This window comes from Nocardioides oleivorans (assembly GCF_004137255.1).
Taxonomy (GTDB): domain Bacteria; phylum Actinomycetota; class Actinomycetes; order Propionibacteriales; family Nocardioidaceae; genus Nocardioides; species Nocardioides oleivorans.
Map to the genome: position 1 here is coordinate 1,252,836 of NZ_SDWT01000001.1, position 13,547 is coordinate 1,266,382.

Sequence of the window (13,547 nt, forward strand, 5' to 3'; positions counted from 1 at the left end):
GTCATTTCACTTCGCTTCGGCGCCCGGGTCCGACCGCTCGTCGCGGCTCACAGGTTCCTCTCACGTTCGCTGTCTACCGTGCATGGTTCAACCGTCAACCACTCGGAGGTAGAGACGATGAACATCCCCACCATCCATCCCCGCACCACCCCCGCTGCCGACATCGCCCTGCTCGTGGGGCGCATCGCCCTCGGCGTCACGATGGTGGCCCACGGCCTGCAGAAGATCGACCAGGGCGGCCTCGGCGGCACCGCCGAGGGCTTCGAGGCCATGGGCATCCCGGCCCCGGGCGCCGCGGCGCTCTTCGCGATCTCGATCGAGGTCGGTGGCGGCGTACTTGTCCTGCTCGGCGCCCTCACCCCCGTCGTCGGGGTGCTGTGGGCGGCCAACATGGCCGGAGCGTGGTGGTTCGTCCACCGCGACGCCTTCTTCGCCGGCGAGGGAGGCTACGAGCTCGTCATGGTGCTCGGCGCCCTCGGCCTGGTGCTCGCCGGCACCGGGCCCGGCCGGCTCTCGGTCGACGCGCTCCTCACCCGCCGTCGTACCAGCGACCGCGAGCTCGTCAGCGCCTGATCGCCACCCTGGGCGGTCAGTGAGCCACAGTCCCGAGGCGCCGATCGTGGGCCACGCACCGCCCACGGGCGTGTCGTACGGAGACCCGCCGAGGAGCGGTGAGTGAGCCACCATTTCGGCGCGCAGAATGTGGCTCACTCACCGCTCAGCAGGAGCTCAGGTGCGCGGGCGCTTGCCCTTGTAGCCGCCGGAGCCACCCTTGTGACCGCCACCGGGCCGTCCGCGGAAGGGACCGTTGTCCGGCTTGATCTCGATGAGCTTGCCGGAGATGCGGGTGCCGGCGAGGCGGTCGAGCGTGCCGGCGGGCAGGTCGGCGGGGAGCTCGACGACGGAGAAGTCGGGCTTGATCGAGATGTAGCCGAAGTCGCCGCGCGACAAGCCGCCCTCGTTGGCGAGCGCGCCGACGATCTGGCGCGGCTCGACCTTGTGCCGCTTGCCGACCTCGATGCGGTACGCCGCCATCGGCGCGCCGCTGCGCGACTCCCGCGGCGGCCGCTCGCCCTTGCCGGCGTGGGTCGAGCGCTCCTCGAAGGACCGCTGGCGCGGCTCAGGCTCGGGCTCGAGCAGGAGGGGCTGCTCGCCGTGCATGACGGCGGCGAGCGCGGCGGCCACGTCGACCTCGGGCACGTCGTGCTCCTCGACGTAGTGCGAGACCACGTCGCGGAAGAAGTCGATGCGCTCGGGCTGGGTGAGCGCCTGGGTGATCTGGTCGTCGAAGCGCGAGAGGCGGGTGGCGTTGACGTCGTCGACGGTCGGCAGCTGCATCTGGGTGAGCGGCTGGCGGGTGGCCTTCTCGATGGCGCGGAGCAGGTGGCGCTCGCGCGGCGTGACGAAGGCGATCGAGTCGCCGCTGCGGCCCGCACGACCGGTGCGGCCGATGCGGTGGACGTAGGACTCGGTGTCGGTCGGGATGTCGTAGTTCACGACGTGGCTGATCCGCTCGACGTCGAGGCCGCGGGCGGCGACGTCGGTGGCGACGAGGATGTCGAGCTTGCCGGCCTTGAGCTGGTTGACGGTGCGCTCGCGCTGCACCTGGGCGACGTCGCCGTTGATCGCCATCGCGGAGTAGCCGCGGGCACGCAGCTTCTCGGCCAGCGTCTCGGTCTCGTTCTTGGTGCGGACGAAGACGATCATCCCCTCGAAGTTCTCGACCTCGAGGATGCGGGTGAGGGCGTCGACCTTCTGCGGGTAGGACACGATCAGGTAGCGCTGGGTGATCGTCGAGGACGTCGTCGTCTTGTTCTTGACGGTGATCTCGACCGGGTCCTCGAGGTACTTCTTCGAGATCCGGCGGATCTGGGCCGGCATCGTGGCGGAGAAGAGCGCGACGTGCTTGTCGTCGGGGGTGTCGGCAAGGATCGTCTCGACGTCCTCGGCGAAGCCCATCTTGAGCATCTCGTCGGCCTCGTCGAGGACGAGGAAGCGCAGCTCGCTCAGGTCGAGCGTGCCCTTCTCGAGGTGGTCCATGATCCGGCCCGGGGTGCCGACGACGACGTGCACGCCGCGGCGCAGGGCGGAGAGCTGGACGCCGTACCCCTGGCCGCCATAGATCGGCAGGACGCGGACGCCCTTCATGTGGGCGGCGTACTTCTCGAAGGCCTCCGAGACCTGGAGCGCGAGCTCACGGGTCGGGGCGAGGACGAGCGCCTGCGGGGTCTTCTGGTCCATGTCGAGCTGCGACAGGATCGGCAGCGCGAAGGCGGCCGTCTTGCCGGTGCCGGTCTGGGCGAGACCGACCACGTGGCGGCCCTCGAGCAGCGGCGGGATGGTCAGCGCCTGGATCTGCGAGGGGGTCTCGTACCCGACGTCGGCCAGCGCCTTCAGGACCTCCGGCGCGAGGCCGAGGTCGGAGAAGTTCTGCTCGGGTGCTTCGGGCTGCTCGTCACTCACCCGACAACGGTAGGGCTTCACGCCTGAAACGGGCATTCCCCGAGCGCGAAAATGCCCGCGACAGGGCCCCACGTGAGGCAGCACACTCCGTTCATGGTCGAACTGCCAGCGGGCCTCACCACCCGCCCCCTCCGCACGTCCGACGCGCACGCGGTCTTCGTGCTGATGGCCGCACAGGAGCAGGAGGACGTCGGCACGGTCGAGATCGAGGAGGCCGACATCGTCAGTGACTGGGCGCGGCCCAGCCACGACCTCGGCGCTCGGTCGGTCGGCGTGTGGGACGGCGACGAGCTGGTGGCCTACGCCGAGCTGATGGGTGCCGACCGCGCCGACACCTCCGTGCTGCCCTCGCACCGCGGTCGCGGGATCGGCACCTGGCTGGCCGGCTGGCTCCAGGACCTCGGCCGCAGCGTCGGCTCGAGCGTCGTCGGCATGCCGGTGCCGCAGGGCTCGCCCGGCGACCGGCTGCTCGAGGAGCTCGGCTTCCGGGTGCGCTGGACGAGCTGGGTCCTGAAGCTGCCCGAGGGGGCGACGATCGCCGAGCGCGACCTGCCGGAGGGCTACGTCGTCCGCACCGCGGAGCCCGGCGAGCTGCGCGCGGCGCACGACGTGCTCGAGGACGCGTTCCTCGAGTGGTCGGTGCGCGACCGGGAGCCGTTCGAGGACTTCGAGGCCGCCACGCTCGGCCGTCCCGGCTTCGAGCCCTGGAACCTCCGCGTCGTGGTCGACCCTGCCGGTGCCGTCGTCGGCGTCTCCCTCGTGCTGGTCTCCGACAACGGCTCGACGGGGTACGTCGACCGGCTGGCGGTGCGGCGCGACCACCGCCACCGCGGGATCGCCCAGGCCCTGCTGGTCGACTCCTTCGCCCGGGCGCGCGACCACGGCACCACGACGTCGGAGCTCAGCACCGACTCGCGGACGGGGGCACTGAGTCTCTACGAACGGGTGGGAATGGTGACAGATTCGATCTGGGTCAATCGGGCCGTCGACCTTTCCTGAAACGACGGAAAGCGCGGCTCGAGCTCGCTTTCCGTCGTGGAATTCGCAATCGACGATGGTCTAGACCGGGTGTTCACACGGGGTAGCACCACTGTCATTGCGGTGAACCTGCCCTTAATATCGATCGACGCCCTCTCGGGCGGCGCCACGGTGGGGACGTGGGGTCCCCGCTCAAGCAGTACTTTCAGTGGGGGTTAACACGTGCAAGATCTTCATGCCCTGGTCGTCGAGGACGATCCAGACATCTCCTCGGCACTCGTCGAGACGCTCGAGGGCGCGGGCTTCCGCGTCACATCGGCCCCGGACGGTCGCGCTGCGGTGGGGATCGCAGCCTCCGACCCGCCCGACCTGGTCACGCTCGACCTGACGCTGCCGCACATGGACGGCATCGAGGTGTGCCGCCGGATCCGCGAGACGAGCGACTGCTACATCGTCATCGTCTCCGCGCGCTCCGACGAGGTCGACAAGCTCATCGGGCTCGAGGTCGGCGCCGACGACTTCGTGCTCAAGCCGTTCTCGCCGCGCGAGCTGCGCGCCCGGGTGGCAGCGCTGTTCCGCCGGCCGCGCTCGGGCGCTGCCACGGAGGAGCCGGCCGCGCAGGCGCCGCACGTGCCGAGCCCGGCCCGGCCCGCCGACGAGCCGAGCACGATCAGCTGCGGAGCCGGCCTGGTCATCAACTCGGCGCGCCGCGAGGTCCAGGTCGACGGCACGATCGTCGACCTGACCCGCATCGAGTACGACGTGCTCGAGTACCTCGCCACGCACCTGTCGCGGGTCTGCACCCGCGAGGAGATGGTGCTGGCCATCTGGAGCAGCGCGCTGACGCACGACCACCACCTGGTGGACGTGCACGTGGCCAACCTGCGCGGCAAGCTCCGCCGCCACTCCGCGGCCACGTGGATCCACACGATCCGCGGCATCGGCTACCGGATGGACCGCGAGGACGACCCGCGGGAGCGTCGCGCCGGCGGTGGGCCCTTCCTGGTCGCCCACTTCGACTCCGAGGACTGGGCCAAGGGCCTCGACTTCTGAGCCGGTCCGGTGCGGAATCCACACCGGGTTCCGCACCGGATGCGGCCCCGGTGCCGCCTCGGCACGTCCGGGATGCCAACCCCGGATGAACAGCAGTAGGGGCGATTCGGCCACGCGACGTGGTGCCACGGCATAGCATCGGAAGTGGCTCGGCGGTCGTGGGGACCCATACCGAGCCCGATCCGGTCCGACCCGCCTCGGCGGTCAGGTCAGGAATCGGTGGCCTGTCCAAGGTTTGGCTGCTTCGGTCCCGGGTAGTTGGATCGTCAACAGGAGCTTGACTGATGATGAAGGAACGCACTGCCGTGGTCGTCGAGGACGACCACGATGTCGGCGACGTCATCTCCAAGCTCCTCGACCAGGCCGGCTTCGACGTGGTCGTGGCCTCGACCGGGGCCGACGCGCTGACGGTCATCCGCGAGCGCCGACCCGACCTGGTCACGCTCGACCTCTCGCTCCCCGACATCGACGGGGTCGAGGTGTGTCGCCAGATCCGGCTCGTGAGCGACTGCTACGTCATCGTCGTCAGCGGCCGCACGGCCGAGGTCGACCGGCTGATCGGCCTCGAGGTCGGAGCCGACGACTACCTCGTCAAGCCGTTCTCGATGCGTGAGCTCCAGGCCCGCGTCGCCGCGCTCTTCCGGCGTCCGCGCACCTCCGAGGTCCTCGTCGGCGAGTCCGGCCACGCGGGCCAGGCCACGGCCGCGCTGCGCACGACCGAGTCCCTGGGCGGGGTCACCGTCGCTGCTCCGCCCACCCTCGGGTGCGAGCACCTCAGCCTCAACCGCGGCGCCCGCGAGGTGCTCGTCGGGGGCGTGGAGATCGACCTCACCCGCACCGAGTTCGACCTGCTCGCGCACCTCGTGGCCAACTCCGGCGTCGTGGTGCCCCGCGAGGAGCTGCTGCGCGCCGTCTGGGCCACCGAGTTCGTCCCCGACAGCACCCACGTCGTCGACGTGCACCTGGCCAACCTGCGCCGCAAGCTCCGCAACGCCGCACCCGACAACGGGTGGATCCGCACGATCCGCGGTGTGGGCTTCCGCTTCGACCCCTGCTGTCCCTGACCCCACGGGACCGGATCAGCGGGCGGACTCCCGCAGGGTCGACCCGCGCGCTCCGCGCACGGTCATCGACGCGCTGACCAGGGCCACCGCGCCGAACACCGCGGCGGCGAGCAGCGCCAGCACCACGAGGCGAACGGGCGAGATCGTCGCCACGAGGGCAGGGGTCGCCAGCCCCTCGGCGTAGCCGAGCGTGATGGTGCGGAGGACGACGTACTGCGCCAGCGAGCCGGCCAGGATGCCCGCGATCGCGGCACTGCCGAGCACGACGGCGAGCTCGCGCACGACCGCCACCATGACCGACGACCGGGGTACGCCGACCACCCGCAGGGCGGCGGCGTCGCGTCGCCGGGCCGGCAGCTGCACGGCCGCGCTGACGAACAGGCCGGCCAGCGCCATCACCAGCACGAGCGCCGCGACGACTCCGTAGAGCCGCAGCGCGAGGGCGTACGCCGTCTGGTCGAGCACGTGCCGCTCGCCGGCCAGCGTCGACTCGACGCTCAACCCGGCCGCCGACAGCGCCTCGGTGACGTCGGCGGGAGCACCGGCGCGCTGGAGGACGCGGGTGTCGAGGTTGCTGTTGTAGACGGGACGGTCGGTGATGAACGACGAGTAGTCGACGAGCAGGCCCGACGGCCCGACGAACGGCATGCCCTCGATCTCGCCCACGGGGTCGACACGGATGAGCCCGAAGCCCTCGTCGAGCTTGGCGAGCGCGGTCTGCTGGACCTTCGGGCCCTCGAGGGCGGGTCGCCGCTCGACGATGCCGCCGGCGGTGAGGCGCGCCATGCCGACCGAGTCCCCGGTGTCGAGGTCGAGGTCGATCCCGGCGTCGGTCACGTCGAGTCCGGTGATCGCACTGCGCACGGCCGGGTCGGGGGTGGGCACCCAGTCGGCCCCGGCGAGGGCTCCGTCGACCGGCTCGCCGTCGGCGTCGATCGCGGTGATCGTGGCCGTGCCGGACATCGCGGTGTTGGTGCCGGCCCCGCCGCCGAGGGTCATGCCCTCGATCGGGCAGGGCACCTCGCCGCACCACGGCACCTTCGCGGAGCTGGTCGACTCACCACGGGCGTAGGGGCCGAGGTAGACCTTGAGCGGGATGCCGTCGCGACGCCCGAAGCGCACCTCGAGGGCGAGCGGCCGGTCGGACTCGACCTGGTTGTCGACGGTGACCGAGATCCGCCTGCCGTCGAAGGTCGGGACCGTGCCCGGCGGCCTGATCTCGTCGACGACCTCCTCCACGTCCAGGCCCGGGCTCCACGTCGGCGGCCAGGTCGCGACGGTGGCGAGCCGGCTGCTGTCGACCACGGAGAAGTGCGCGCCGGGGTTGAGCACCGATCCCGCGGCCATCACCCACTGGCCCTCGGGGTCGATCCGTCGGGTCAGCTCGAGGGTCTCGGCGAAGCTCACCGGCGAGTGCCACGTGGTGTCGGCCGGCGAGATCGTCGCGGCGACGCTGGTGCGCCAGTCGGCGGCCGACGAGTAGACGCCCGCGCCGAAGACCGCCACCGCGATGGCGGCGGTGATCGGCAGGATCACGAGCGTGCCCTCCTGCCGGCGCGAGATCGCACGCGAGGACACGAAGCCGCTCAGCGACCTCCCCCGCGAGCGCCGGGTCCACCAGGTGGCGAGCGCCGCGGTGAGGCGGGTGGCGCCGAGACCGGCCACCACCGCGAGCAGCACCGGGAGCAGCAGGTCGGTGACGTCGGGGTCGCCCTGGCCGGAGTCGGACAGCTTGCTCACCAGGATCGCCGCGGCCAGCGCGACGAGCGTCAGCTGCGCGACGACCGACCAGCGTCGGGCGGCCACCGGGCGTCGTACGCCGGCGAGCTGGGACGCGAGCGACTCGCGCACCACCAGCCCGACCGCGACGCAAGCGACGGCGAAGGCCGCCACCAGCACGAGCGAGGCGGCGACCCAGCTCGAGGCGGGCAGCGGCAGCGGGAGCCCCGGCACCAGCCACTGGCGCACGAGCAGGAGGGAGAAGCCGATCCCGAGCCCGACCCCGATCGGGGTGGCCAGGACGAGGAGCGCGACCGGCTCGGCGAGGCCGAGGCCCCACAGCCGGCGCGACGTCACGCCGCGCAGGGACGCGAGCGCCAGCTCGGGGACGCGCAGCTCGCTCGCGGCGTTGAGCAGCCGCATGAGCAGGGCCAGCGCGACCAGGACGAGCGACAGCACGGCCGGCGCGATGGAGCTGCGGGCGGTGGCCTGCTGGTCCTCGACCTCCTGGACGACGCTGGCGAGGTCGTTGGTGCCGTCGTCGACGAGCGTGCCGCCCTCGACCTCGAGCGAGGTGTCCTCCGGGATGGCCGCGGCCGAGCTCGCCGCCACCGCGAGGTCGTCGGGCGTCACGTCGGGCGGCACGTCGAGGAGGGTGTCGACCCGCACGGTCCAGTCGCCGAGCTGCTCGATGGTCTCGGGCGTGGTGATGACCGGTCCCGGGGAGTAGGGCGTGTAGCCGCCGCCGGGCTTGTCGCTGACCGCCTCGTTGGTGACGGTGAGGCGACCGGGCACGAGCCACTGGTCGTCGGAGGTGGGCGTCGTGTAGGTGCCGACGACGGTGACGGTCCGCAGCGGCGGTCGGGGCAGCCCGAGGCCCTTGAGCCCGCCCGGCTCGAAGCCGACGAGGGCCAGGCGCTCGCCGACGGTGGCCCCGGCCTGCTCGGCCGCCTTGGCCAGCATGAGGACCTCGCCCGGCTTCTCGGGGCAGCGGCCGGTGACGTCGAGCAGGTCGCACGCCCCGTCGCGCGCCCAGAACTGCACGGCACCGCGCAGCGCCATGAAGCGCTCGGACTCCACGGTCGCCGTGGTCGTGCCCCACGGGCCCTCGTTGAGCGCGTCGGTGGCGGACACGGCGTCCTCGGACGCCTCCGCGGTGCCCATCGCACTGCCCGGGGTGAAGACCCGGCTCAGCCCGGTGAGCGAGGCGGGCGCCTCGTCGAGCCGGGTGACGACGTAGGAGTTGGTGACCGCGGTGGCGAACACGGGCCCGAGCACGGCCGAGCCGATCGCGAGCGCGGTGAGCAGCACCGACCCGGACGACAGGAGGGCGCGGGCGCGCAGGCCGCGGAGGATGGCGCCGAGCAGCTGCACCATCAGCCCTCCTCCTCTCGCAGGATGCTGGGCCTGGTCGTCGCGGACCGGACGGCACGCGCGCGCCCTCCGACCAGCACGACCGCGACGGCGGCGACGACCGCCGGGATCGCGAGCGGCCAGACGTGCGGGGCGGTGTCGAGCCGGAGCCCGGCGACCGGGACGTCGAGCAGCGGGAGACCGCCGAGCAGGAGGTCGACGGCGAGCCAGCCGCCGGCGACGACGCCGGCGAGCACGAGCGCCGTGAGGCTGACCAGCTCGGCGCGACCGGCACGCCGCACCGTGCCGACCGAGACGCCGAGGACGCGCAGGGAGGCGACGTCGCGGCGGTAGTCGCGCAGGTGGCGCGCGACCCCGGCGCCGAGAGCGAGCAGGGCGACGAGCGCACAGGCGAGCGCGGTGAGGGCGTACGCCACCGACTGCGCGCCACCGAAGCGGGTGCCGAGCGAGCCGCGGACGGAGTCGAACGTCCGCCACCGCGCGTCGGTCGCGGCCGCGACGTCGTCGAGCATCGCCTGCGGCGTGCCGGCCGCGGCCACGATCTGGACCTCGGCCGACGGCACGGTCGGGTCGGAGCCGGCGGCGGACGTGCCGATGTCGCTGACCACGCCGACCGAGCCGACGAGCGGCAGGACGTCGCCGACGCCGACCACGTCGGGGGTCCGGTCGTCGCCGCCCAGGTCGAGGACCTCGATCCCGCCCTCGGTGTCGAGCGACTCGGTCTCGGTCGTGGCCAGCGCGGGGACGGGCTCCTGCAGCGCGCTGTCGAGCAGCCGCAGGCTGCTGGCCGGGAGCAGCGAGAGCCGCAGGCCCTCGGGGAGGTTGACGAGGAAGTCGCGGTCGATCAGGTCGGGGTTGAGGTAGCGGTCGCCGAGCGCGGCGTCGACCGACGTCGGGTCGGGCACCCACACGTCGTCGGTGAGGTCGTGGTCGCCGAAGAGGATCCGCGAGGCGAGCACCCGGAAGCGCTCGACGGCGTAGACGCCGCTCAGGTCGCGCGACACCTCCAGGCCGGTGATGGCGCAGCCGTCGCGGCAGTCGCGGACCCGGGTCGAACCGGTCGCCCGCGCGCCCTCGCGGGGCAGGTCGACGGTGACGCTGGCGGTGCCGGACGAGTTGGCGCTGGTGATGTAGGAGACGTTGACGACGAACCCGTTGCCGCCGGGCGCGCGGACCTCCGTGCCGTCGGGGTTGGTGAAGACCTGTGCGGGCGGGAGCTCCAGCGCCGTCGCGTCCACGGTCAGCCGGTCACCGGTGACCTGGACGGGTCGTACGCCGGTGTGCAGCTCGTCGATCGCGTCGGAGCCCGCGCGGGCGGGCGTGCCGTCGTAGAAGTCGCCGACGACCGCGTCCCAGCGACCGGCGTCGACGTAGGCCCTGCGCTCGGCGAGGCGTTCCTCGTTGGGCACGATCGCGGTGGCGATCAGGTGGTCGCCCTCGGGGTCGACGCGCTCGGTGAGCTCGAGGGCGCCCATCGCCCCCAGCGGCGTGGCGACGATCGTGCGCGCGCCGGGGACGTCGACGGCGGCCTGCTCGCGGGTCCATCCGCTCACCGCGACGGAGCCGCTGAGGGCGAGCGCACCGACGACCGCGGCCGCGACGACGAGCCGGATCGGGGTGACCAGGTCGTCGGCCCGGGCGAGACGCCGGGCGGCGAGGAAGGCTCCGAGGCCCCGTCGCTCGGTGGCCGGGGTGAGCCCGCGGGCGGCGACCCGGACGACCCAGATCGCGACCTGGCCCAGCGCCAGGCCGACGAGCGCGGGTCCGAGCAGGACGACGAGGTCGGGGTCGCCGTCGGCCCGGCTGCTGCGGTACGCCGCCACGCCGGCGCCGACGAGCACCAGCACGCTCAGGAAGACGGCCAGGGTGGTCGCGCGCCGCGGTCGACGGCGCGCGGCGACCTGGACGGCCAGCGGCTCGCGCAGCGCGGCCCCCGCGGAGAGTCCGACGATGACCAGTCCGGCCGCGGCGATCCCCAGGGCCGTCAGCACCGCGGGCTGCTGGAGTGCGGGCGCGGCCTCGTCGAGCCAGGTGCGGGAGGCGACGACGGTGCCGAGGGCACCCATCGCCAGCCCGAGCGTCGTACCGACCACGATCGCGAGCAGCGGCTCCACCAGCAGGAAGCGCCACAGGCGCGGGCCGTGTATGCCGCGGAGCCGGGCCAGGCCGATCTCCTCGCGGCGCGCGACCGCGAGCTCGGCGCCGATGCTCGGCACGGCGACCGCGCCGAGGAGGAGCAGCGGCGCGGCGAGCCACCGCGACGTGCCGGCCGCGTCGGCGAACTGGAGCACCGTGACCGCGCCCGCGACGACCACCAGGGTCATCAGGACCAGGGTCGTCAGCGCCCCTCGCCGGCTCCAGATGCCGCGGAGGACACGACTCACTGCACGACCCGGCCCTCGTCGAGGGCGATGTGGAGGTCACAGGCCTCGACGACGGCGGGGTCGTGGGTCGCGACGACCACCACCGCACCGCGGGCCGCCTCCTCGCGGAGCTCGGCGAGCACGACGCCCCGGTTGCCCTCGTCGAGCTCGGAGGTGGGCTCGTCGGCGAGCAGCACGCCCGCGCCGACCACGAAGCCGCGGGCACAGGCCACGCGCTGCATCTGGCCGCCGGAGAGCTCCTCGACCTGTCGCTCGCCGAGGTCGGCGATGCCGAAGCGGGCGAGCGCGGCCTCGGCCGCCTCGTCGGCGTCGGCGGGCGAGGCGCCCCGGGCGCGGAGCGCGATGGAGACGTTCTCGCGCGCGGAGAGGATCGGGACCAGGCCGTAGACCTGGAGGACGAACGCGACCTCGGGGCGCGGGTCGCCGCTGCCGGTCCACATGTCCTGCCCGCCCTGCCCGTCCGGCCCGCTCCCGAGCTCGGCCGTGCCGGACGTCGCCTGCAGCAGGCCGCCGGCGATGGAGAGCAGCGTGGTCTTGCCGGAGCCGCTCGGACCGGACAGCGCGGTGACCTTGCCCGCCGGGAAGCTCACGCTGACGTCGTCGAGCAGCGTGCGGCCGGCGACGTAGGTGATGTGGTCGAGGCGCAGTGCGGTCCCGGGGGCCGTGCCGGGCTCCGGCGCGAGGTCGGCGCGGTGGCTCACTGCGGGGCTCCTTCGCCGCTGGCGCGGGTGACGATGATGCGACCCTGCTCGTCGTCCTCGAAGCGCACGAGCGTGCCGGGCGGCCACTCGGCGGCGATGTGCCCGGGGAGGTGCAGGACGCCGTCCTCGCCCACGACGGCGTACTCCGACCCGCCGTGGCCCTCGGCCCCGACCCGACCACCCTTCATCGTGATCGTCCGCGGGAAGGTCGCGGCGACCTCGGGCTGGTGGGTGACGACGACGATCGTGGTGCCGAAGTCGTCGCCGAGCGAGTGGATGAGGTGGAGCACGTGGTCGCGGTCGGCGTGGCTGAGCTGGCTGGTCGGCTCGTCGGCGAGCAGCAGCCGGGGGGCGGTCGATACGGCGCACGCGAGCGCGAGGCGCTGGCGCTGGCCGCCCGACATCGTGGAGACGACCTGGTCGGCCTGGTCGACGAGGCCAACGCGGTCGAGGAGCTCGACGTCCTGGATGGCCTCGTTGCGCTCGCCGGTGGAGAGCGAGAGCCGGGCGAAGGCGATGTTCTGGCGCGCGGTGGCGTAGGGCAGGAGGTTGCGGGTCGCACCCTGGAGCATCGTGGAGACCTGGCGCGAGCGGATCCGGGCGAGGAAGCGCTCGCCCATCCGGGAGACCTCCTCGTCGCCGAGGTAGATCTTGCCGGCGCTCGGCTTCTGGATCCCGCCGAGCAGCGCGAGCAGCGTCGACTTGCCGGACCCGCTCGGTCCGAGGAACGCGACGCGCTCACCCGGGCGGATCGTGAGGTCGACGCCGCGCAGCGCGACGACGTCGTGGCCCCCGAAGGTCTTGTAGAGGTGGACGACTCCCTCGCACCGGATGCCGAGTCCCCCTGCACGGGTCTCCTCGACCGTCGTGCCCAGCTCTGTCCGGCTCAGCCGCACGTCCCGCCCTCTCTGCCCGACAAGGGCTTCAACATACATAAGTAGCAGTACCTTGAGCGCATGGTGATCCGAGTGGCGCTGGTCAACGACGACGAGGTCGTGGTCCGTGGCCTCGACGCGATGCTGCGCAGCTACAACCACCGCGTGGAGGTCGTCGAGCTCATCGCGGGCAAGCAGGTGGCCCACCCCGTCGACGTCGCCCTCTACGACACGTTCGGCATGGGGCAGGGCAACGGCACGGCCGTGGCGAAGCTCGTCGCGAGCCCGGCGGTGCGCCAGGTCGCGGTCTACACGTGGAACTTCCAGCCGTGGCTGACCCGCGACACCCTCGAGCTCGGCGTGAAGGGCTACCTCTCCAAGAGCCTGCCCGCCGCCCGCCTGGTCGAGGCGCTCCACGCGATCGCCGCAGGCCAGACCGTCGTGTCGCCCTCGCGCGGACGCTCCTCGCTCGTCGGCGGCGACTGGCCCGGGCGCGAGGAGGGCCTGACCGCCCGCGAGGCCGAGGTGCTGTCCCTCATCACGATGGGCCTGAGCAACCAGGAGATCGCCGAGCGCACGCTCCTCTCGCTCAACTCGATCAAGTCCTACATCCGCTCGGCCTACCGCAAGATCGACGTCGACTCCCGCTCCAAGGCCGTGCTCTGGGGCGTCGAGCACGGCATGCGTGCCGACCGGGTCCGGATCAACGGCTCGCCTGCTCGCGAGGGGTGACTGCCGAGCAGCTTCGGGCAGGCCCCGCGCAGCCTGGCCGGGCCACGGCACCGCCACCGAGGTGACGTACGGCGGCGAGCCGCTCGGCCGCGTGCCCGCCGCCTCCGGCGACGGTGGTTCGCGCGCTCGTTCCGCTCGATGTGGCGCTGAGGCCTCGTCGGGAGTCACCGGATATCCGGTGAGACTCACGCTTCGCCCCCCAGA

Annotated in this window: 10 protein-coding genes; 5 read left to right on the plus strand and 5 right to left on the minus strand. The window is 72.9% G+C overall.

Annotated features, from left to right (window positions below):
- Positions 1-117: 117 nt before the first annotated feature.
- Complete coding sequence (locus EUA93_RS05960; protein ID WP_129399296.1) at positions 118-573, plus strand: DoxX family protein; 456 nt, start codon at positions 118-120, stop codon at positions 571-573.
- 156 nt (positions 574-729) lie between these two features.
- Here EUA93_RS05960 and EUA93_RS05965 read toward each other — a convergent pair whose 3' ends face one another.
- Entirely contained in the window at positions 730-2,463 is a 1,734-nt protein-coding gene (locus EUA93_RS05965; RefSeq protein ID WP_242497253.1) for a DEAD/DEAH box helicase, read from the minus strand.
- A 93-nt stretch (positions 2,464-2,556) separates the two neighbouring features.
- On the opposite strand from EUA93_RS05965, the gene EUA93_RS05970 reads away from it, so the two are divergent.
- The 3 genes from EUA93_RS05970 to EUA93_RS05980 all read left to right on the plus strand — a co-directional run bounded on the left by EUA93_RS05970 (position 2,557) and on the right by EUA93_RS05980 (position 5,558).
- A complete protein-coding gene (locus EUA93_RS05970; protein ID WP_129399298.1) occupies positions 2,557-3,462 on the plus strand; it encodes a GNAT family N-acetyltransferase in 906 nt (301 codons plus the stop codon).
- A 201-nt stretch (positions 3,463-3,663) separates the two neighbouring features.
- Positions 3,664-4,494: a response regulator transcription factor gene (locus EUA93_RS05975; RefSeq protein WP_129399299.1), complete on the plus strand. Its 831-nt coding sequence runs from the start codon at positions 3,664-3,666 to the stop codon at positions 4,492-4,494.
- A gap of 284 nt (positions 4,495-4,778) precedes the next feature.
- The gene (locus EUA93_RS05980) at positions 4,779-5,558 is read left to right on the plus strand and encodes a response regulator transcription factor (RefSeq protein ID WP_207208610.1); all 780 of its coding nucleotides are present in this window, start codon (positions 4,779-4,781) and stop codon (positions 5,556-5,558) included.
- 15 nt (positions 5,559-5,573) lie between these two features.
- Here EUA93_RS05980 and EUA93_RS05985 read toward each other — a convergent pair whose 3' ends face one another.
- The 4 genes from EUA93_RS05985 to EUA93_RS06000 are packed head-to-tail and all read right to left on the minus strand — an operon-like array spanning position 5,574 to position 12,632.
- Entirely contained in the window at positions 5,574-8,654 is a 3,081-nt protein-coding gene (locus EUA93_RS05985) for an FtsX-like permease family protein (protein ID WP_129399300.1), read from the minus strand.
- Positions 8,654-11,035 (minus strand): FtsX-like permease family protein, encoded by a 2,382-nt coding sequence (locus tag EUA93_RS05990; RefSeq protein WP_129399301.1) that lies wholly within the window; start codon positions 11,033-11,035, stop codon positions 8,654-8,656. The genes EUA93_RS05985 and EUA93_RS05990 overlap by 1 nt, the downstream gene beginning before the upstream one ends.
- Positions 11,032-11,736 (minus strand): ABC transporter ATP-binding protein, encoded by a 705-nt coding sequence (locus tag EUA93_RS05995; protein ID WP_207208611.1) that lies wholly within the window; start codon positions 11,734-11,736, stop codon positions 11,032-11,034. Before EUA93_RS05995 ends, EUA93_RS05990 begins: the two co-directional genes overlap by 4 nt.
- Positions 11,733-12,632, minus strand: coding sequence for an ABC transporter ATP-binding protein (locus EUA93_RS06000; RefSeq protein WP_242497254.1), 900 nt, complete (start codon positions 12,630-12,632; stop codon positions 11,733-11,735). Before EUA93_RS06000 ends, EUA93_RS05995 begins: the two co-directional genes overlap by 4 nt.
- Before the next feature lie 60 nt (positions 12,633-12,692).
- Here EUA93_RS06000 and EUA93_RS06005 point away from each other — a divergent pair, with 60 nt between their 5' ends.
- A complete protein-coding gene (locus tag EUA93_RS06005; protein WP_129399303.1) occupies positions 12,693-13,343 on the plus strand; it encodes a response regulator transcription factor in 651 nt (216 codons plus the stop codon).
- Positions 13,344-13,547: the final 204 nt, after the last annotated feature.